Origin of the sequence: Pseudoalteromonas sp. MelDa3, assembly GCF_002863625.1 — a bacterium.
GTDB classification, from domain to species: Bacteria; Pseudomonadota; Gammaproteobacteria; order Enterobacterales; family Alteromonadaceae; genus Pseudoalteromonas; species Pseudoalteromonas arctica.
Genome location: NZ_PJBR01000076.1, coordinates 1 through 20,482, shown reverse-complemented (window position 1 = coordinate 20,482; position 20,482 = coordinate 1). Strand labels below are relative to the sequence as shown.

The following is a 20,482-nucleotide window of genomic DNA, read 5'->3' as shown; positions in this document are numbered from 1 at the left end:
CACGATTTTTATAAAAGCTTTAGTGATATAAATTGCTGCTATGAACGTATTGCACGCCAGCTGTTCGCTTCTTGTGATGAGTATGAGCTTTATAATGTGCACTTATTAGCGAATGATAAACTACCCGTTGTAAGATTTAATGATGAGTCTTATCAATTAGAAACAGATAAACAAATGCTCTTTTTTTATAATCCTCGTTATCACGAAGCGCATAAGATTTATTACACTGAAGGTACACCGAGTAAAAAAATACGCATTCTATTTTTAGCAACAGGCGATGATTTACGAGCCAACTCTGCAGAATTTCATAATAAAGTTCAAAAAGTGTTAGACACTTTACAAGAACAACTCTTAATAAATCAACCCCAGTTTAAACTACGCGACCATCAACACTTAACGTATGATCTATTTGCTAAAGAAAAAGGCAACAAGGAAAGCTATGGTTACAAATTAAGAAGTCTCTACCCTCGCTACCAGTCAAGACAATGCAGCATACCCAATGATTATGCTGAGATGACTTACGCCACTTTTACTATACCGGTTTCGCGTGCAATTAAAACGCAGTTTCAAACACTAATGAACACAAACGACTATGCTAAATTTTATGACTACTTTGCATATGCATTTATACGTGCGTGTCAAAATAACAACTTAAACCATGGCGCTATGGTTGCTAACGGCGCAACGCCTATTATACGCAATAGTAAAATAGATAAGAGTGAAGGCAATGATGAACTTCAAAAGTTAAGTTTTGATATTGAATCTAATGAAAATCAAATTAAGCACTTTTATGAAGCAAGTAAATTAGTAGAAACGCTGCATTTTGTAGTGGTCGCAACGCAGCAGGATAAACATGAAATGGGCTACGGTCGATTTATGAACCAAGTAGAAAAAACAATCTATACTCTGTGTAATGAGCTGGCTATAAATAAACAACGCCAAGACTTATCTGTACGTTTTTTCCAGCATATTAGTTACCCTTTCTAAATTTTCATCTAATAACAAAAAGGCCCGCATATGCGGGCCTTTTTAAAGAAAAACAAGCGATTACCAGCCTGTTTTCTCTTTAAGTGCTTTACCGATATCAGCAAGTGAACGTACAGTTTTTACGCCCGCAGCTTCTAATGCAGCAAATTTCTCATCAGCAGTACCTTTACCGCCGGCAATGATTGCGCCAGCGTGACCCATACGCTTACCTTCTGGTGCAGTAACACCAGCAATGTAAGATACTACAGGTTTAGTTACGTGAGCTTTGATGTACTCTGCAGCTTCTTCTTCTGCAGTACCACCAATTTCACCAATCATTACGATTGCTTCAGTTTGTGGATCTTTTTCGAACATTTCTAGAACGTCGATAAAGTTAGTACCTGGAATTGGATCACCACCAATACCAACACACGTAGACTGACCAAAACCAGCATCAGTAGTTTGCTTAACTGCTTCGTACGTTAAAGTACCAGAGCGAGAAACAATACCTACTTTACCAGGTTTGTGGATATGACCAGGCATGATACCAATCTTAGTTTGACCAGGAGTAATAACACCTGGGCAGTTAGGACCGATCATACGAGTACCTGTTTGATCTAGTTTGATTTTAACATCAACCATATCAAGTGTAGGGATACCTTCAGTAATACAAACTATTAGCTCGATGCCAGCATCGATAGCTTCTAAGATTGCATCTTTACAGAAAGGAGCTGGTACGTAGATAACTGAAGCAGTTGCGCCAGTTTCTTTTACAGCATCACGAACTGTGTTGAATACAGGAAGACCAAGGTGCGTTTGACCGCCTTTACCTGGGCTAACACCACCAACCATTTGTGTACCGTACTCAAGCGCTTGCTCTGAGTGGAAAGTACCTTGGCCACCAGTGAAACCTTGACAGATAACTTTTGTATCTTTATTGATTAATACAGACATTATTTGCCCTCCGCAGCAGCAACAACTTTTTCAGCAGCGTCTGTTAGTGATTCAGCAGCAATGATATCTAGACCAGAGTTCTTAAGAACTTCACGACCTAATTCAGCATTAGTACCTTCTAAACGTACAACTACTGGTACGGTTACGCCAACTTCTTTAACTGCGCCAATGATGCCTTCAGCAATCATGTCACAACGAACGATGCCGCCAAAGATGTTTACTAAAACAGCTTTAACATTGTCGTCAGAAAGAATGATTTTGAATGCTTCAGAAACACGTTCTTTAGTAGCACCGCCACCAACATCCAAGAAGTTAGCCGGCTTGCCGCCGTGTAGGTTTACGATGTCCATAGTACCCATTGCTAGGCCTGCACCGTTAACCATACAACCAACATTACCGTCTAGGGCAACGTAGTTAAGTTCGAAGCTTGCTGCGTGTGCTTCACGAGCATCTTCTTGAGATGGATCGTGGAATTCACGGATTTTAGGTTGACGGTAAAGTGCATTACCATCAATACCGATTTTGCCGTCAAGACAGTGAAGGTTGCCTTCATCTGTAATTACTAACGGGTTGATTTCAAGTAGTGCGAAATCAAAATCAGTGAACATTTTACCAAGACCCATAAAGATCTTAACAAACTGTTTCATTTGTACTGGGTTAAGACCCAATTTGAAACCTAGTTCACGTGCTTGGTAAGCTTGAGGACCTACTAACGGGTCGATCTCTGCTTTGTGTATAAGCTCTGGTGTTTCTTCAGCAACAGTTTCAATTTCAACGCCGCCTTCAGTAGACGCCATGAAAACTACTTTACGAGATGCACGGTCAACTACTGCACCTAGGTACAATTCGTTAGCAATGTCAGTACAGCTTTCTACTAAAATTTTAGCTACTGGCTGGCCTTTCTCGTCTGTTTGGTAAGTAACTAGGTTTTTACCTAACCAGTTAGCTGCAAACGCTTTTACTTCTTCGATAGTTTTAACTAGCTTTACACCGCCAGCTTTACCACGTCCACCTGCGTGAACCTGAGTTTTAACAACCCACATATCGCCGCCAATTTTTTCAGCAGCTGCAGCAGCTTCTTCAGGTGTATCGCAAGCGTAACCTGTAGAAACGGGTAAACCATATTCGGCAAAAAGTTGTTTTGCCTGATACTCATGCAAATTCATGATGCTTTATCCAATTTTTTATACTAAAAGAGCTGAATATTTTTTCAAATAAACAACTATCCCAAATTGCGCACCTAGTATAGATCCCAAGGCTTAACATGAAAACCCCAGTACGACCAAAGGCGCAAAAAAAAAGCTGTGAATGTTCATTCACAGCTTACATTTCATACAACTAGATTAAACATCTAGCAATAAGCGAGTTGGATCTTCAAGTAACTCTTTAATAGTTACTAAGAAACCAACAGATTCTTTACCATCAATGATACGGTGGTCATAAGAAAGTGCTAAATACATCATAGGTAGTATTTCAACTTTACCATTTACAGCCATCGGACGGTCTTGAATTTTATGCATACCCAAGATTGAAGACTGTGGCAAGTTAATGATAGGTGTAGATAGCAATGAACCAAATACGCCACCATTAGTAATAGTGAAATTACCACCCGTCATATCAGCAAGCGTAAGCTTACCATCACGACCTTTAAGTGCTAACTCACGAATACCTTTTTCGATTTCAGCAACAGATAGTTTGTCACAATCTTTAAGTACTGGAGTAACTAAGCCACGTGGAGTAGATACTGCAATGCTGATATCGAAATAGTTATGGTAAACAATATCGTCACCATCAATTGAAGCATTTACATCTGGGAAACGCTTAAGAGCTTCAGTTACAGCTTTCACATAGAAAGACATGAAACCTAAACGAATGCCGTGACGCTTTTCAAACGTTTCTTGGTACTGCTTACGAAGGCTCATGATTGGTCCCATGTTCACTTCGTTGAATGTAGTTAACATTGCAGTTGAGTTTTTAGCTTCAAGAAGGCGTGTCGCAATCGTTTTACGTAAACGAGTCATAGGTACGCGTTTTTGAGTACGATCGCCCATCGGTGATGCAAGAGCAGAAGCTTCTGCTTTTTTAGCCGCTGGTGCTGGTGCTTTTAAGAAGGTATCAACGTCTTCTTTAGTTACACGACCATTTTTACCCGTGCCTTTAATTTTAGAAGCGTCTAGGCCTTTCTCAGCAATTAAACGACGAACTGATGGTGTTAACACATCTGAACTTTCGCTTGAATCTGCTGCTGGCGCTGCGTCTGCTTTTGCAGCTGGAGCCGCTGGTGCACCGCCTGCTTTAACCGAACCAATTACTTGCTCGCCTAATACAGTATCGCCTTCGCCGTGAATGATATCACCCATGATGCCATCTTCTTGAGCTACTACTTCAAGAACAACTTTATCTGTTTCAATATCTACCAAGTTTTGGTCGCGTGTTACCGCGTCACCTGGTTGTACATGCCATGTAGCAATTGTTGCGTCTGCAACTGATTCTGGAAGTACAGGTACTTTAATATCCACTTCTTTACCTTCTGATGCTGGTGCTGATTGCGCCACTGGCGCGTCTTCTGATTTAGCTGGTGCTGATTCTTCTTTAGTTGAACCTTCACTTGCTGGCGCTGCATCAGCATCACCAAGTAAACCCATAACTTGATCGCCAAGTACGGTTGCACCTTCTTCTTGTGATATTTCTGTTATTACACCGTCATGCTGTGCAACAACTTCTAAAACCACTTTATCTGTTTCAATGTCTACTAAGTTTTGATCGCGAGTTACTTTGTCGCCAACACTTACATGCCATGTAGCAACGGTAGCATCTGCAACCGACTCAGGAAGAACAGGAACTTTAATTTCTGTGCTCATTGCTTATCCTTTATTTTCTATAGTAAGCGCGTCGGCAACGAGCGCTTGTTGTTCTTTAGTATGTACTGACATGTAACCACACGCTGGTGATGCAGACGCTTTACGTCCTGCATATTTTAATTTAGCACCTTGTGGGATTGCATCAATAAAGTGATGTTGTGAACAGTACCATGCACCTTGGTTTTGTGGCTCTTCTTGACACCATACAAAATCAGTTACGTGTTGGTAGCGCTCTATAATTGTTTGCATTTCATCGTGTGGGAACGGGTATAACTGTTCAACACGTACAATTGCAATATTATCTTGCTCAAGCTTACGACGCTCTTGTAGTAACTCGTAGTAAACTTTACCGCTACAAAATACAACGCGCTCTACTTTCTCAGGGTTAATATCATCAACTTCGTCGATCATATTATGGTAAACACCGTGTGAAAGCTCTTCAAGTGATGAAGTTGCAAGCGGGTGACGAAGTAGCGACTTAGGCGTCATAACAATCAGAGGACGACGAAGTGGTCGAACTGATTGACGACGAAGCATAGCGTAAACTTGCGCCGGCGTTGAAGGAACACATACTTGCATGTTGTGATCAGCACATAGTTGCAAGAAACGCTCTAAGCGCGCTGAACTATGCTCTGGCCCTTGACCTTCGTAGCCATGAGGTAACAAAATTGTAAGCCCACATAAACGGCCCCACTTTTGCTCACCAGAACTTAAGAACTGGTCAAATACAACTTGTGCACCATTGGCGAAGTCACCAAATTGCGCTTCCCATATTACGAGAGACTTAGGTTCAGCGGTAGCATATCCATATTCGAACGCAACGACAGCTTCCTCAGATAAAACAGAATCAAAGACTTCAAATGTGCCTTGATCTTCACTTAAATGCTCTAAAGGAGTGTAAGTTGTACCATCAGATTGACCATGAACAACAGCATGACGATGAAAGAATGTTCCTCGACCTGTGTCTTGTCCTGTTAAACGAATGTCAGTACCTTCAGACGCAATTGTTGCATAGGCAAGAGTCTCTGCCATACCCCAATCAAGTGGTTTTTCACCTGTGGCCATTAGCTTACGATCGTCATAAATCTTTTTAACGCGAGATTGAGCTTTATGTTGTTCTGGGTAAGAAGCTACTTTCTCACCAAGAGCTTTAAGCTTCTCTACAGATACGCTAGCATCGTAGTCAACATTCCATTCATGACCAATATATTTGGCCCACTCAGAAGAATGCGACGTCTCTGGCTGTATTTCTGAAACAACACAGCTGCCTTCATCTAGTGCATCACGGTACTCATCAGCTAAGGCTTTAACTTCTTGTTCAGAGAAAGAGCCTTCAGCAATCAGTTGGTCTGCATAGATTAAACGCGGCACTGGATGCTTTTTAATTTTTTGGTACATGACAGGCTGAGTTGCATTAGGCTCATCAGCTTCATTGTGACCATGGCGACGGTAACAAACTAAATCAATTACTACGTCACGCTTAAACTGATTTCTAAAATCAAGAGCAAGTTGAGTAACAAATGCAACGGCTTCAGGATCATCAGAATTAACATGGAATATTGGAGACTGAACCATTTTAGCAATGTCAGTACAGTATGGCGTTGAGCGAACGTCATCTTGCTTAGAGGTTGTAAAACCTACTTGGTTGTTGACAACAATACGAATACTACCACCACAACTAAACGCATTAGTTTGTGACATGTTAAACGTTTCTTGAACAACACCTTGTCCAGCAATAGCAGAATCACCATGGATGGTAATAGGTAGTGCTTTAATGCCTGATTTATCACCTAAACGGTCGAGACGGCCACGTACAGAGCCCATTACAACAGGGTTTACGATTTCTAGGTGAGATGGGTTAAACGCAAGCGCCATGTGTACATTGCCACCTTTGGTAGCAAAGTCAGACGAATAACCCATGTGATATTTAACATCACCAGAACCTAACGTTTCTTTATGTATACCAGCAAATTCATCAAATAATTCTGATGGATTTTTACCAAGTACATTAACTAAAACGTTTAAACGACCACGGTGAGCCATACCAATAACAGCTTCTTGTTGGCCGCTTTCACCAGCGCGGTGAATAAGCTCTTTAAGCATTGGAACTAACGCATCGCCACCTTCAAGTGAAAAGCGCTTAGCACCAGGAAACTTAGACCCTAAATATTTTTCTAGACCATCTGCTGCAGTAAGCCCTTTAAGGATACGTAGCTTTTCATCTTTTGAGAATTTAGGCCTAGACTGGACAGATTCTAGACGTTGTTGTAACCAACGTTTTTCCTCTGTTGATGTGATGTGCATATACTCAGCGCCAATTGAACCACAATATGTAGTTTTTAGTGCTTGGTATAGTTCACCTAAAGGCATAGTATCGCGCCCTACGGCAAACGATCCTACGTTAAACTCGCGGTCAAAATCACTTGAAGATAGGTCGTGGTACTCTAGCTCTAAATCTCGTACACGCTCTCGTTGCCAAATACCTAATGGATCTAGGTTTGCATTTTGGTGCCCACGAAAACGGAAAGCATTAATAAGTTGTAGAACTTTAACCTGTTTAAGGTCACCGCCACTACCCTCTGCTACCACTACTTCTCTATGCTTGTTTTTTGCAAGCTGTGCAAACTGTGCTCGAACCTCTGAATGTTTTACTTCAACATCCACACCATCAACTTTAGGTAATTGTTCAAACACTTCTCGCCATTCGTCTGGCACAGAAGTCGCATCGTCTAAATACGCTTCATAAAGCTCTTCTACATAAGCAACGTTGCCGCCGTTTAAATGTGAAGATTCTAGCCATGCCTTCATCACACCTTCGTGCATTTATAAGCCCTTTTTTTTAGCGCAGAAATTAATAGTTATTATAACAAGATGGCTAATATAATTTAATATTAGCCATCTTACCTTTACTAAGCTATCAAACCGCTCGGTTTAGTAACATAGATTTGATTTGTCCAATTGCTTTGGTCGGATTAAGACCCTTAGGACAAACGCTAACACAGTTCATGATACTGTGACAACGGAACACACTGAACGCATCGTCTAAATCCGCTAAACGTTCTTCAGTTGCTGTATCTCGGCTATCAGCCAAGAAACGGTAAGCATGAAGAAGGCCTGCTGGACCAATGAACTTGTCTGGATTCCACCAGAACGAAGGACACGATGTTGAACAACATGCACACAAAATACACTCATAAAGCCCATCTAATTTATCACGTTCTTCAATAGTTTGAAGACGTTCGCCTGCTGCAGGCTGATCATTAATTAAATAAGGTTTAACTTTTTCGTACTGAGTGTAGAACTGACTCATGTCAATAACAAGGTCACGTACCACAGGTAAACCTGGTAATGGACGTACTACGATTTTACCTTTGCCATTTTTTTGTAGCGTAGATAAAGGAGTAATACATGCTAAACCATTTTTACCATTCATGTTAACACCATCAGATCCACACACACCTTCACGGCATGAACGACGGAAAGATAATGTAGGATCTTGTTCTTTTAGAAGAATAAGTGCATCCAACACCATCATGTCGTGACCTTCCTCTGTTTGCAAGGTGTATTCTTGCATACGAGGAGCGTTGTCAACATCTGGATTATAACGATAAACTGAAAATTGTACTTGTGCCATCGTCTATCTCCTAGTAAACACGTGCTTTAGGTGGGAAAGCTTCACGCGTTTTAGGCGCATAGTTTACATCACGCTTACTCATTTCATCCGTTACAGGATTGAATACTGAGTGACATAACCAGTTTTCGTCATCACGATCTGGGTAGTCAAAGCGAGAATGTGCACCACGGCTTTCTGTACGGAAGTTTGCAGCTACTGCAGTTGAGTAAGCTGTTTCCATTAAGTTGTCTAGTTCAAGACATTCGATACGCTGCGTGTTGAAGTCTGATGATTTATCATCAAGACGAGCATGTTGCAGACGTTCGCGAATTTCTTTAAGTTCTTGAAGACCTGCAGCCATTGAGTCACCTTCACGGAATACCGAGAAGTTAAGCTGCATACATTGTTGTAGGTCTTTTTTGATTTGAACTGGATCTTCACCTTGGCCAGCCGTTGAATTTTCCCAACGATTGTAACGTGCAAGAGACGCTTCTAAGTCTGATTCTGAAGCAGCTTTAGATATTTCAACGTCATTTAGGTACTTACCTAAGAAGTTACCCGCAGCACGACCAAACACAACTAAATCAAGTAATGAGTTACCACCTAAGCGGTTTGCACCGTGTACAGATACACATGCAATCTCACCTACTGCAAATAAACCTTGAACTACTGTTTCGTTGCCTTGAGCATCGATTTGTAGCGCTTGTCCATTTACATTAGTAGGAACACCACCCATCATATAATGACAAGTTGGAATTACTGGAATTGGCTCTTTTGCAGGGTCAACGTGAGCAAATGTTTTAGCAAGGTCACATACGCCAGGAAGACGTAAGTTAAGTGTTTCTTCACCTAAGTGGTCAAGTTTTAACTTAAGATGTGGACCCCAAGGACCATCACAACCACGACCTTCACGGATTTCAGTCATCATTGAACGTGCAACAACGTCGCGAGACGCTAAGTCTTTTGCGTTTGGTGCGTAACGTTCCATGAAGCGTTCGCCATCTTTATTTAGAAGATAACCGCCTTCACCACGACAACCTTCAGTTACTAGCGTACCAGCACCTGCGATACCCGTTGGGTGGAACTGCCACATTTCCATGTCTTGCATAGAAATACCAGCACGTGTTGCCATACCAACACCGTCACCAGTGTTAATGTGAGCATTAGTGGTTGATGCGAATATACGACCTGCACCACCAGTAGCTAATACAACAGCTTTAGATTTGAAGAAGGTAACTTCACCTGTCTCAATCTCAATTGCAGTACACCCTACTACATCACCATTATCGTTTTTAACTAAATCAAGTGCATACCATTCAGAGAATACATTTGTTTTGTTTTTAACGTTTTGTTGATATAGAAGGTGTAATAAAGCATGACCAGTACGGTCAGCAGCTGCTGCAGTACGTGCGGCTTGTTCACCACCAAAGTTTTTCGATTGACCACCGAAAGGACGTTGGTAAACACGGCCATTTTCAAAACGAGAAAATGGTAAACCCATGTTTTCTAATTCGGTAATAGCTTCTGGGCCAGTTTGACACATGTATTCAATAGCGTCTTGGTCACCGATAAAATCGGAACCTTTAACGGTATCGTACATATGCCATTCCCAGTTATCTTCGTGTGAATTACCAAGCGCAACCGTAATACCGCCTTGAGCAGATACAGTGTGTGAGCGCGTTGGAAATACTTTAGATATTAATGCACACGTTTTGCCAGATTCTGTAATTGCTAAAGCAGCGCGCATACCTGCACCACCTGCACCAATTACTACGGCGTCAAATTCACGAACAGAATATTTCACTTAAACACCCCATAATACGATTAGACCAATAGCTACGTAAGCAACGGCCATTAGGTTTAATACAAAACCTAAAACTGCACGAAGCTTTGCGCACTTAACATAGTCTGTAAGAACTTGCCAAAGGCCAATGCGGGTATGAACCATAATGCAAACAAGGGTAATTAACGTAAACCCTTTCATTGCTAGGTTAGAGAAGAGGCCTGTCCAGGCTTCGAAAGTGACTTCTGGCGTCGCTAAAAAATAGCCGATAATAAAAATCGCGTAAGCGCTGATTATTAATGCCGTGGTACGTAAAGATACGAAATCTTGTACACCATCACGTTTTAGAGTTGCTTGATTTAAAACCATATCCACACCCCTGCCAATACGGCAAACACAACACCAAGAGCCATTGAAACTTTAGCGCTGAGGTTACCTGATTCAAGTTCTTCCCAATGTCCCATATCCATAATCATATGACGGATACCACCAATAAGGTGATAACCTAATACAGAAACAGTGCCCCAAGCTATAAATTTGGCAATGAATCCGTTAAACAGACCCTTGACGAATTCAAAACTTTCAGCTGAAGAGAGAGACTCAGACCAAGCCCAAATGACAAACGTTAAAGCAAAAAATAATGCAACACCGGTGACGCGGTGAAAAATTGAAGCTTTAGCCGTTGCCGGCATAGATATAGTTGTTAGATCTAGATTTACAGGTCTTTGCTTTTTCACAGTTACTTGCCCATCTTTGCTCACAGTGGAGCTCATCTACTTGTTTTTCTAAAAACCCACCAAATATTACTGATGGAACTATCAAAATAAACGTACCAAAACAATTAAAGTTCACAAACCTGTAAATTTTAAGCTGTTAAGAATATGTTTACCCAAATACAATACGGTTTAAAACCACCGTTAGTATATATACCCACAGGGCTTTTTACAATTCTTGTTTATTTAGAGATGTTTGCGAATTAGCCAATAGTATTATATTTAATTAATACCGAATATTTATTATACATATATGCATAATGTTTATAAAAATTGACTTTAACCCCCTCTTTCACGTTAAAATGAGAAGATGTGCTTAAAACAGATTTCAGAACTTTAAAATCTAAAAATCAGAATAGATATCTTAATAGGAGATACATAACGATGGCAGATAAAAAAGCCACAGTCCAAATTGATGGACTAGATCCAATCGAACTTCCAATTTATCAAGGCACTGCTGGCCAAGATGTAATCGACGTACGTACGTTAGGTTCACACGGTCACTTTACTTATGACCCAGGTTTCATGTCGACTGGTTCTTGTGAATCTGCAATCACCTATATTGATGGTGGTAAAGGTGTACTACTTCACCGTGGTTACCCAATTGAGCAATTAGCTGAAGACTCAAATTACATTGAACTTTGTTACTTACTTTTAAATGGTGAGTTACCTTCTAAAGAACAATATGAAGTTTTTAAGAATGAAATCACTACAAGCACTATGCTTGACGAGAAGATTGCTAACTTTTTCCAAGGTTTCCGCTTTGACGCTCACCCAATGGCAATGCTTTGTGGCGTAGTAGGTGCATTATCATCTTTCTATCATGAAGACCTTGATATTACTGATGCTGAACAACGTAAAACAAGCGCAGTTAAGCTTGTTGCTAAGTTACCAACAATCGCGGCAATGGCTTATAAAACAAATATCGGCCAACCGTTTGTATACCCACGTAACGATTTAAGCTACGCAGAAAACTTCTTACACATGATGTTCTCTGTACCTGCTGAAGAATATAAAGTTAATCCAGTAACTGCAAAAGCGATGGATAAAATCTTTATGCTTCATGCAGATCATGAACAAAATGCATCAACTTCAACAGTTCGTCTTGCTGGTTCATCTGGTGCTAACCCGTATGCATGTATTGCAGCTGGTATTGCATCTTTATGGGGCCCTGCTCACGGCGGCGCTAATGAAGCATGTTTAAACATGTTAGAAGAGATTGGCTCTGTTGACCGTATTGATGAATACGTAGCTAAAGCTAAAGATAAAGCTGACCCGTTCCGCCTTATGGGCTTTGGACACCGTGTTTACAAAAACTTTGACCCACGCGCTACAGTAATGCGTCAAACGTGTCACGAAGTTTTAGCTGAGCTGAATATCCAAGATCCACTTCTTGATATTGCTATGAAGCTTGAGCAAATTGCGCTTGAAGACCCATACTTTGTAGAGAAAAAACTATACCCTAATGTAGATTTCTACTCTGGTATTATCTTAAAAGCGATTGGTATTCCAACAAGCATGTTCACTGTAATCTTTGCAATGGCACGTACTGTTGGTTGGATCACTCACTGGGATGAGATGCTATCTCAACCTGGTCATAAGATCAGCCGTCCTCGTCAACTTTATACTGGTTACACTCAACGTGACTACGTATCAACTGACAAGCGTTAATTAACGTTGGTTAGTTTAAAAAGGCCGCATTTTGCGGCCTTTTTTATTAACAACACTTGAGAATTATCATAAACCGATTACAATTCCTGCCTTAAAAACACTATGTAGATGAGCCATGCTTGCTTTAAAGTTTGATATAAATAAAATTAGAAACGACTTCCCAACATTAAATCAAACAATAAACGGCTGCCCGCTTGTTTATTTAGACTCAGCAGCAACCTCACAAAAGCCTCAATCAGTTATAGATACAATTACTGAATTCTATACGTTTCAAAACGCTAATGTACACCGTGGACGCCATACACTTAGCGAGCAAGCAACTTATGCATATGAACAAGTACGGGATAAAACTGCAGAGTATTTCAATGTATTTAGTAAAGAGATTGTATGGACTAAAGGCGCTACAGAAGCCATTAACTTGGTCGCTAACGGATTAAAAAAGCGCTTAAATGAAAGTCATACCATAATGATATCTCCGCTTGAGCATCATGCAAACATAGTGCCTTGGCAAATAGTGAGTCAACAAACGGGTGCTAAATTAATAGCGCTTCCACTAAATAAAAATGGCACGCTGAACACCAAAGAATGCTGTGAATTTATAAAAGAAACAAAACCTACCCTATTAGCTATTACACAAGCATCTAACACACTGGGTAATATCACCGATTTAAAACCACTTATTAGAGCTGCAAAAGACGTCAATTCTCTTGTTCTAGTGGATGGTGCACAGGGTGCACTGCATTTAAAACCCGATTTACGTGAATTAAACTGTGACTTTTATGTCTGCTCAAGCCATAAAATGCTCGGTCCAACAGGATTAGGTGTGCTTTATGGTCGATATGAGCAATTAAATACCCTTGAGATTTACCAATCAGGTGGGGAAATGATCGATAAAGTGTACTTAACTCACAGTACTTATCGTCCTGCGCCTGCAAAATTTGAAACTGGAACACCAAATATCTCTGGAGTTTTAGGCTTTGGTGCCGCATTAGACTATTTAAATGAATTAGATCACGCAAAAATCCAGCAATATGAGCAAAAATTGTTTAGTTATGCCGCTCAAAAATTGGTAAAGGTTGATGGTATTACAATATATAGCAACCTATCTGACAATATTGGTACACTCTGCTTCAACTTAAATGATGAACATCCTTATGATTTGGCAACTTTACTTGACGGGTACGGGGTTGCAGTAAGGAGTGGACACCATTGTACACAGCCATTAATGACACATTTAGGGCTTAATGGAACGCTAAGAGCGAGCTTTTGTTTTTATAATACCTATGAAGATGTAGATATATTCATTGATTCACTTAAAAAATGTATCGCTTTACTGGACTAAACGTCACTTTAATAGAATTAATTAGGATAACTCATGACAAATACGTTTAACAAAGTCACAGAATCTATAAAAAATGCGCCCGCTTGGCAGCAAAAATATCGTGAGATAATGCTTTTAGGAAAAACTTTACCTGTTTTAGCTGATGTTTTGAAGACTGATGATGCACTTGTACCGGGCTGTGAAAGCAAAGTATGGATGTTTGTTGAATTTGATTTAACAGAAAATACACTTGTTGTAATTGGTGACTCAGATACACGTATAGTAAAAGGATTATTAGCCATTATTTTAGCGCTTTACAATGGCCTCACACCAGAGCAAGTAGTGAATAAAAATGCGTATGAAGAATTTGAAAAGCTCGGCCTTATAAGCCACTTAAGCGCATCACGTGGTAATGGTATTAAAGCCATGGTTGATAAAATACAAACCATGGCACAACACAAGCTTAGTTAACGAAAACTAAGCTTGTGAGCGTTGTTTTTTATCTAGATATTTACGCACCGCTTTTGCCGCAACAAAAAAACCAAAGCTTCCTGTGATCATAGTCACAGAACCAAAACCATTATTACAGTCCATATTCATCGTGCCATCAGCACTTTGCTTAGCATGACATACACTGCCATCGCTTCCTGGGTAAACCAGTTGCTCTGTTGAGTAAACACAATCAATATTAAACTTACGTTTAGGATTATTACTAAAATTATATTGCTTGCGCAAAATATAGCGCACTTTTGCAAGTAATGGGTCTTGCGTAGTTTTGGCTACATCACCAAAAGTTATTTGGCTAGGATCTGTTTGCCCGCCAGCACCACCAGTTGTAATTATAGGTAGTTTATTACGTTTACAGTGAGCAATTAATGCTGCTTTTTCTTTAACTGCATCAATACAATCAATCACATAATCAAAACCTTGAATATGCTCTTGAATATTATCAAGCGTAATAAAATCATCTATCACATTAACTTGGCACTCTGGATTAATAAGCTCGCAGCGCGCTTTCATTGCATCTACTTTAGCTTGACCAATAGTGCCCGTTAACGCATGAATTTGTCTATTGACGTTAGTCGCGCAAATATCATCCAAATCAATCAATGTTATTTTACCAACACCAGTACGTGCAAGTGCTTCTGCTGTCCAGCTCCCTACACCACCAATCCCTACTACACAAAAATGTGCTTCTTGAAGCCAATCAAACTGTTGATGACCATATAAACGTTTAATACCACCAAAACGTATATCTGTAACTTTTTCGCTCATTTACCAATCCAGTTGCCATGGCGATTGCCATGCTTGAAAATCTTGATGTTTAATTAACGCCAAATACTCATCACCATTATCGGGTAATAAAGTTAGCTGTATTTGTTCACCTTGCCATAAAAAGCTCAATGCATATGCATGTAAATAGGTACGATTTGATGGCGTGCCTGAATACATTGCATCGCCTAAAATAGCAGAGCCAATACTTTTTAGTGCCACTCTTAATTGATGCGTCTTTCCTGAATAAGGCTTTAAAATATACCCTCTAAATCCCGGCTTATAGCTTAGCGAATAAAATCGGGTGATTGCAGGGTTAAGCTTACTCGTTAGTAACTTAAACGAGCCACGGCGAGACTTAGCCATATCGCCTTTGATCCACCCCTGCTTCTTTTTTGGTTTAGCGTCACTAATCGCTAAATAAAATTTAGCAATCGCATGCTCAGTAAACATAACAGTAAAGCTGGCCGCAGCGGCTTTGTTTCGCGCTAAAATAATCAGCCCTGATGTCACTTTATCTAAACGATGAACGGCATAAAGCTTTTGCGTTAATTGTTGTTCGGCTAACACAACAAAGCCGGGGCCATCTTCTGAATGAAAATTAAGACCCGCTGGCTTTTCTAAAATATAAAAATCGTTATGTGTAAAAATGATTTTTAATATTTTACTTACTTGTTCACTCACGCGTTTGTACTTTTAATATGCGCTATCACTTTCGCTAAGTCATCTGCCGTATCAACTCCAGCATGGGGTGCTATTTGAGCTTGTTCTATTTTGATTTTATAACCATGATACAACACACGTAACTGCTCAAGCGATTCAAGTAGCTCAAGTGGCGATACGCTCAATTCTATATATTGTTTAATAAAACCCGCTCTGTACGCATAAATACCTACGTGACGCTGAAATGGCGCTAAATCAAGTTCACTGTTCTCATTCATCATTGCATTTCTATTGAAAGGAATACTAGCGCGTGAGAAGTAAAGTGCATTTTTATTTATATCACTAACAACTTTAACCGCGTTTGGATTAAATACTTCATCACGCTCTTCAATAGCAACACTTAACGTTGCCATTGGTGCTGTTGAATCACTTAATAGTGCAGCAACTTGAGATACGTTTTCTGGCGCAAGTAAGGGCTCATCGCCTTGTACATTAACCACAATTGTATTGCTGTCGAGATCAAGTAAATCAACTACTTCGGCTAAACGCTCAGTACCCGATTGGTGATCTTCGCGAGTCATTACAACATCACTAGTAAATAAACTTACTGCATCAAACACTTTTTGATGATCGGTTGCTATAACCACTTTACTTGCACCTGATAAACATGCTTTTTCGTAAACATGTTGAACCATTGGCTTACCGCAAATATCAGCAAGCGGCTTACCAGGTAGTCGGGTTGATGCAAAACGTGCAGGAATTACAACTACGAATTCCACTTTTCAACCTCTTCTAAAGATAACTCACGTGCTTCGTTTTCAAGCAATACTGGAATATCATCTTGAACGGGGTAAGCAAGCTTAGCTGCAGTACTAATTAGTTCGTTGTTTTCTCTATCAAAGCGTAATTTACCCTTACAAACTGGGCAGGCAATTATCTCGAGTAATTTAGTATCAAAGGCCATTGAGTATTCCTTTTTCTTTTAATAATGAATTTAATGTGTTTATTACGCTATCGGAAGGCTCTGCATCTACAGGTAAATAATACCAATTAGGTTTTGCAAAGGACTTACATTTAACCGCGTCTTTTCGGTCATTATAATGCAATCATCACCAAACTGAATAAAATCATCTGCTGTATAAGCATAATGATCCCTAAAGTGATGAGTCGACAATAGCTTAATATTTTGTGCTTCTAATGAGTTTTCAAACCGTTTAGGGTTCCCAATTGCACTTATTGCATGTGCGTGAGTTACCGTATGTTTTGCATCATCACCTGAATTAACTAAGCGAAGGTTACTTACTTGCAGCACGTAGCTATTATTAGCCTCACCGCCATTTTCAATTACTATATCAACACTTTGTAAGCGTTTAGTTGTTTCGCGTAGTGGCCCTGCGGGCATAACAAAACCATTACCAAAGCGGCGTTCACTATCAACAATACAACACTCAATGCTACGAGGCATTTTATAATGCTGCATCCCATCATCAGAAATAATGACATCTAGCGTATAATTTTTTTCTAATAAATCGATATTATGCTTTCTATTAGGGCCAACTGCTATTGGGCACTTTAAACGATGGTATAAAAGCACAGGCTCATCTCCAGCCTGTTGGGCGTCAACAACTGAAGTGACTAACAGCGGGTAATTATCTGATTGCCCACCATAACCTCTACTAATAATACCCACTGATAAACCTTGCTCGGTCAAATACTCATACAACCACAAAACAAAAGGTGTTTTACCATTGCCGCCTACACTTATATTGCCGACTACAATAACAGGCGTTTTGCACTCAAAAGGTTTAAGTATTTTAGCGCTGTACAAGAGTTTTAGAAATGCCGATACAACCCAAAACAAAGCACTTAATGGTAATAACAATAAAGTAATTAGACCAAATGGTTTATACCAGCTCTGCTCTATTTTGCTCACGCCTGATCACCAAACTGCATTTTGCAAAGTGCTGAATAAGTACCGTCATTTGCTAATAAGCTACTATGATCGCCACTTTCTATCACACGACCGTTATCAATAACATAAATTCGGTCACTGTTTTCAATAGTAGATAAGCGATGTGCTATAACAATAGAGGTTTTATCTTTCATTAACGTTTCTAACGCTTGCTGAATAAGCTTTTCAGATTCGGTATCAAGTGCTGACGTTGCCTCATCTAAAATCAAAATAGGTGCATCTTTTAATATTGCACGCGCTATCGCTATTCGCTGGCGTTGACCACCTGAGAGCATTACCCCATTTTCGCCTACCATGGTGTTTAATTGCTCTGGCAGGTCTTTAACAAATTCCCACACGTGCGCTTGTTTGGCAACTTGTTCTAACTCTTCAACAGAGACATCGTGCTTTATGCCATAACAAATATTATTGGCAATCGTATCGTTAAATAACATAACCTGCTGAGAGACTAAAGCAAATTGGCGACGCAGATCAGTTAATTTATAGTCCTGCAGTGCTATGCCATCAAGTAAAATTTCACTCGGTAGTTCTAAATCATAATAGCGGGGTAACAAGTTAGAAATTGTTGACTTACCAGAGCCTGAGCGCCCTACTAAGGCAATACTTTCACCCGCCTCAATCGTTAGCGACAAATCGTTTAATACGGCTTCATCTTTAGTTGGGTACTTAAAGGTTACGTTCTTAACTTCAATTAAACCTTTAACTTTATCAACCGAAACAGTGCCTGTATCTTTTTCCATTTCTTCGTCTAAAACTAAAAATATACTTTGCGCTGCAGAGATACCACGTTGCATATCACTATTCACATTGGCAAGTTGTTTTAGCGGACGTAATAACATCATCATTGAGGCAATTAATGCCATGAAGTCACCAGATGTAATCGTATCAATCATTGATGGCAACGACACCGCCCACAAAATAACTGCCATGGCACTTGCCGCTAAAATTTGGATTATAGATACACTAAGCGCTTTAGTTGCATCCATTTTGATACGTTGCTGACGATTATGATTATTAATTTTCGAGAAGTGATTAATCTCTTGATCTTGACCACCAAAACCATGAATAACTTTATGTCCGCTCAGCATTTGTTCTGAGCTACGGGTAACTTGCCCCATGGCAGATTGAATGTTTTTAGAAATGTGGCGAAAACGTTTAGAGACGACGGCGACAATAATAGCAACAAGTGGGATGATCACTAAAAATATCAGTGATAGTTGCCAACTGGTATAGAACATTACCGCAAGTAAAAATACAACAAATGCACCTTCTCGAACCACGATTAGCAAGGCTTTAGTAATCGCTTGTTGAACTTGTTCTGTATCAAATGTGATTTTTGAAATTAAATCTCCCGTTGAGTTTTTGTCATGAAAAGAAACGGGTAAGTGCAATATGTGCTCAAATAACTCTTGGCGTAAAGAACGTACAACTTGGGAGCCTACATAACTTAAGCAGTAGGAAGACATAAAGTTAAAAACACCACGCCCTAGAACTAACGCGATAACGACAAAAGGAGCGTACTTTAAAACTTCTGTATTACGCTGGTTCAAACCTTGATCAATAAACGGCTTCATTAATTGAATAAATAAAGCATCCATTGCTGAATAGCCTATCATCCCAATAATTGCGACAAATGCGACGCTTTTGTAGGTGCCAACATATGAGACAAGACGTTTATAAATTTGTGTAGTACTTTGATCCATAACACTCTCTAAATACAGTAACAATCTGTATTGTATCCTCCGATGAGATAAAACTAAACGTCAATCTTTGATAAACCAGTAACTTTCCTGCCCTCTTGCTGTTTCTATAGCCAAATTCTTTGCATAAAATTTAATACTAATTTGCCCTTCAACGCCTGTCGTAAATTGCTGAGCGTTTATTTGGTTATAACGTTCGACGACAAGAGGCTTAGGGAATTCCCATTGCCCTTTATAGGCACTTGAATGAATGACTACTTGGGGAGCAACGTTATTTATAAAATTAACACTTGAGGATGTATCGCTGCCATGATGCGGGCTTAACATTACTGTACTTTTCAACGATTTATTATCCGCTAATAGCGATGCTTCACGCGCCTTTGATATATCACCGGTAAGTAACACGCTATGAGTATGATCTGATACCCTAACAACGCATGAATCATCATTTTCATTTCCAAACCCTTTTGTACTAAAGCTTTGTACTTTTAATCCAGCAAAATCAATGTTTATGACTTCACATACATTATGTGTATTTTTAGGATGAAATTGTTGTAATGTTTCACCAAAGCCAGCATCTATGAAATGTTGTAATCCTCCAGCGTGATCATTATCTTCATGACTTAGAATCGCCGTTTTCACTGTTAAATTATTTGCTTTAATATAAGGCAATAAAATACTTCGCGTACGGCTAAAGCGATTGAAATAACTGGGGCCAAAATCATAAATAAGCACTTGATTATCTTTTTCAATTAATGCCATAAGTCCATGCCCTACATCAAATACATGTAGTTGCCACTTAGACTTTTCTGTTAACCAATAATTTAATAAAAGCGTTATTGCTGGAATAAAAGCGAGCCATTTATAAGGAAGGAAATAAACCATCAACATAATAATATAAGTAAAAACGACAAATATTGAGTCAATTCTGCC

At 39.7% G+C, this 20,482-nt stretch carries 18 protein-coding genes and 1 pseudogene; 4 read left to right on the top strand and 15 right to left on the bottom strand.

Annotated features, from left to right (window positions below):
* On the top strand, positions 1-987 hold a 987-nt coding region (locus tag CXF89_RS14000), incomplete at its 5' end, for a DUF3083 family protein (protein WP_121954941.1).
* A gap of 60 nt (positions 988-1,047) precedes the next feature.
* Here CXF89_RS14000 and sucD read toward each other — a convergent pair.
* The 8 genes from sucD to sdhC all read right to left on the bottom strand — a co-directional run bounded on the left by sucD (position 1,048) and on the right by sdhC (position 10,914).
* On the bottom strand, positions 1,048-1,920 hold the full coding sequence (sucD, locus tag CXF89_RS13995; RefSeq protein WP_010552674.1) for a succinate--CoA ligase subunit alpha: 873 nt from the start codon (positions 1,918-1,920) through the stop codon (positions 1,048-1,050).
* The gene (sucC, locus tag CXF89_RS13990) at positions 1,920-3,086 is read right to left on the bottom strand and encodes an ADP-forming succinate--CoA ligase subunit beta (protein ID WP_007586870.1); all 1,167 of its coding nucleotides are present in this window, start codon (positions 3,084-3,086) and stop codon (positions 1,920-1,922) included. Before sucC ends, sucD begins: the two co-directional genes overlap by 1 nt.
* A 177-nt stretch (positions 3,087-3,263) precedes the next feature.
* Positions 3,264-4,781: a 2-oxoglutarate dehydrogenase complex dihydrolipoyllysine-residue succinyltransferase gene (gene odhB, locus CXF89_RS13985; protein WP_121954940.1), complete on the bottom strand. Its 1,518-nt coding sequence runs from the start codon at positions 4,779-4,781 to the stop codon at positions 3,264-3,266.
* A gap of 3 nt (positions 4,782-4,784) precedes the next feature.
* A complete protein-coding gene (gene sucA / locus CXF89_RS13980; protein WP_010552673.1) occupies positions 4,785-7,604 on the bottom strand; it encodes a 2-oxoglutarate dehydrogenase E1 component in 2,820 nt (939 codons plus the stop codon).
* A gap of 94 nt (positions 7,605-7,698) precedes the next feature.
* Positions 7,699-8,415: a succinate dehydrogenase iron-sulfur subunit gene (locus CXF89_RS13975; protein WP_007375751.1), complete on the bottom strand. Its 717-nt coding sequence runs from the start codon at positions 8,413-8,415 to the stop codon at positions 7,699-7,701.
* Between the two features lie 10 nt (positions 8,416-8,425).
* Complete coding sequence (gene sdhA, locus CXF89_RS13970; protein ID WP_007375750.1) at positions 8,426-10,198, bottom strand: succinate dehydrogenase flavoprotein subunit; 1,773 nt, start codon at positions 10,196-10,198, stop codon at positions 8,426-8,428.
* Complete coding sequence (sdhD, locus tag CXF89_RS13965) at positions 10,199-10,546, bottom strand: succinate dehydrogenase, hydrophobic membrane anchor protein (RefSeq protein ID WP_007586873.1); 348 nt, start codon at positions 10,544-10,546, stop codon at positions 10,199-10,201.
* Positions 10,537-10,914 (bottom strand): succinate dehydrogenase, cytochrome b556 subunit, encoded by a 378-nt coding sequence (gene sdhC, locus CXF89_RS13960; RefSeq protein ID WP_076914908.1) that lies wholly within the window; start codon positions 10,912-10,914, stop codon positions 10,537-10,539. The genes sdhD and sdhC overlap by 10 nt, the downstream gene beginning before the upstream one ends.
* 420 nt (positions 10,915-11,334) lie before the next feature.
* On the opposite strand from sdhC, the gene CXF89_RS13955 reads away from it, so the two are divergent.
* The 3 genes from CXF89_RS13955 to CXF89_RS13945 all read left to right on the top strand — a co-directional run bounded on the left by CXF89_RS13955 (position 11,335) and on the right by CXF89_RS13945 (position 14,413).
* Positions 11,335-12,621, top strand: coding sequence for a citrate synthase (locus CXF89_RS13955; RefSeq protein ID WP_007586875.1), 1,287 nt, complete (start codon positions 11,335-11,337; stop codon positions 12,619-12,621).
* Positions 12,622-12,736: 115 nt separating this feature from the next.
* A complete protein-coding gene (locus CXF89_RS13950; RefSeq protein ID WP_010552671.1) occupies positions 12,737-13,963 on the top strand; it encodes a SufS family cysteine desulfurase in 1,227 nt (408 codons plus the stop codon).
* Positions 13,964-13,996: 33 nt separating this feature from the next.
* On the top strand, positions 13,997-14,413 hold the full coding sequence (locus tag CXF89_RS13945) for a SufE family protein (RefSeq protein ID WP_008172666.1): 417 nt from the start codon (positions 13,997-13,999) through the stop codon (positions 14,411-14,413).
* Positions 14,414-14,419: 6 nt separating this feature from the next.
* Here CXF89_RS13945 and tcdA read toward each other — a convergent pair whose 3' ends face one another.
* The 7 genes and pseudogenes from tcdA to CXF89_RS13910 form a co-directional block, all read right to left on the bottom strand.
* Positions 14,420-15,217: a tRNA cyclic N6-threonylcarbamoyladenosine(37) synthase TcdA gene (tcdA, locus tag CXF89_RS13940; RefSeq protein WP_010552670.1), complete on the bottom strand. Its 798-nt coding sequence runs from the start codon at positions 15,215-15,217 to the stop codon at positions 14,420-14,422.
* Positions 15,218-15,898 (bottom strand): TIGR01621 family pseudouridine synthase, encoded by a 681-nt coding sequence (locus CXF89_RS13935; protein WP_121954939.1) that lies wholly within the window; start codon positions 15,896-15,898, stop codon positions 15,218-15,220.
* Positions 15,895-16,656: a 3-deoxy-manno-octulosonate cytidylyltransferase gene (gene kdsB, locus CXF89_RS13930; RefSeq protein WP_121954938.1), complete on the bottom strand. Its 762-nt coding sequence runs from the start codon at positions 16,654-16,656 to the stop codon at positions 15,895-15,897. Before kdsB ends, CXF89_RS13935 begins: the two co-directional genes overlap by 4 nt.
* A complete protein-coding gene (locus tag CXF89_RS13925; protein WP_002961789.1) occupies positions 16,644-16,841 on the bottom strand; it encodes a Trm112 family protein in 198 nt (65 codons plus the stop codon). The genes kdsB and CXF89_RS13925 overlap by 13 nt, the downstream gene beginning before the upstream one ends.
* Positions 16,831-17,810: pseudogene (gene lpxK / locus CXF89_RS13920) on the bottom strand (tetraacyldisaccharide 4'-kinase). Before lpxK ends, CXF89_RS13925 begins: the two are co-directional and overlap by 11 nt.
* Positions 17,807-19,552, bottom strand: coding sequence for a lipid A export permease/ATP-binding protein MsbA (gene msbA / locus CXF89_RS13915; protein WP_121954937.1), 1,746 nt, complete (start codon positions 19,550-19,552; stop codon positions 17,807-17,809). Before msbA ends, lpxK begins: the two are co-directional and overlap by 4 nt.
* Before the next feature lie 60 nt (positions 19,553-19,612).
* On the bottom strand, positions 19,613-20,482 hold an 870-nt coding region (locus tag CXF89_RS13910), incomplete at its 5' end, for a ComEC/Rec2 family competence protein (protein ID WP_121954936.1).

Excerpts from the sequence above, each read along its gene's own strand:
- sucD (WP_010552674.1), bottom strand. The coding sequence starts at position 1,920 with ATGTCTGTATTAATCAATAAAGATACAAAAGTTATCTGTCAAGGTTTC.
- sucC (WP_007586870.1), bottom strand. The coding sequence starts at position 3,086 with ATGAATTTGCATGAGTATCAGGCAAAACAACTTTTTGCCGAATATGGT.
- odhB (WP_121954940.1), bottom strand. The coding sequence starts at position 4,781 with ATGAGCACAGAAATTAAAGTTCCTGTTCTTCCTGAGTCGGTTGCAGAT.
- sucA (WP_010552673.1), bottom strand. The coding sequence starts at position 7,604 with ATGCACGAAGGTGTGATGAAGGCATGGCTAGAATCTTCACATTTAAAC.
- CXF89_RS13975 (WP_007375751.1), bottom strand. The coding sequence starts at position 8,415 with ATGGCACAAGTACAATTTTCAGTTTATCGTTATAATCCAGATGTTGAC.
- sdhD (WP_007586873.1), bottom strand. The coding sequence starts at position 10,546 with ATGGTTTTAAATCAAGCAACTCTAAAACGTGATGGTGTACAAGATTTC.
- CXF89_RS13955 (WP_007586875.1), top strand. The coding sequence starts at position 11,335 with ATGGCAGATAAAAAAGCCACAGTCCAAATTGATGGACTAGATCCAATC.
- CXF89_RS13950 (WP_010552671.1), top strand. The coding sequence starts at position 12,737 with ATGCTTGCTTTAAAGTTTGATATAAATAAAATTAGAAACGACTTCCCA.
- CXF89_RS13945 (WP_008172666.1), top strand. The coding sequence starts at position 13,997 with ATGACAAATACGTTTAACAAAGTCACAGAATCTATAAAAAATGCGCCC.
- tcdA (WP_010552670.1), bottom strand. The coding sequence starts at position 15,217 with ATGAGCGAAAAAGTTACAGATATACGTTTTGGTGGTATTAAACGTTTA.
- CXF89_RS13925 (WP_002961789.1), bottom strand. The coding sequence starts at position 16,841 with ATGGCCTTTGATACTAAATTACTCGAGATAATTGCCTGCCCAGTTTGT.
- msbA (WP_121954937.1), bottom strand. The coding sequence starts at position 19,552 with ATGGATCAAAGTACTACACAAATTTATAAACGTCTTGTCTCATATGTT.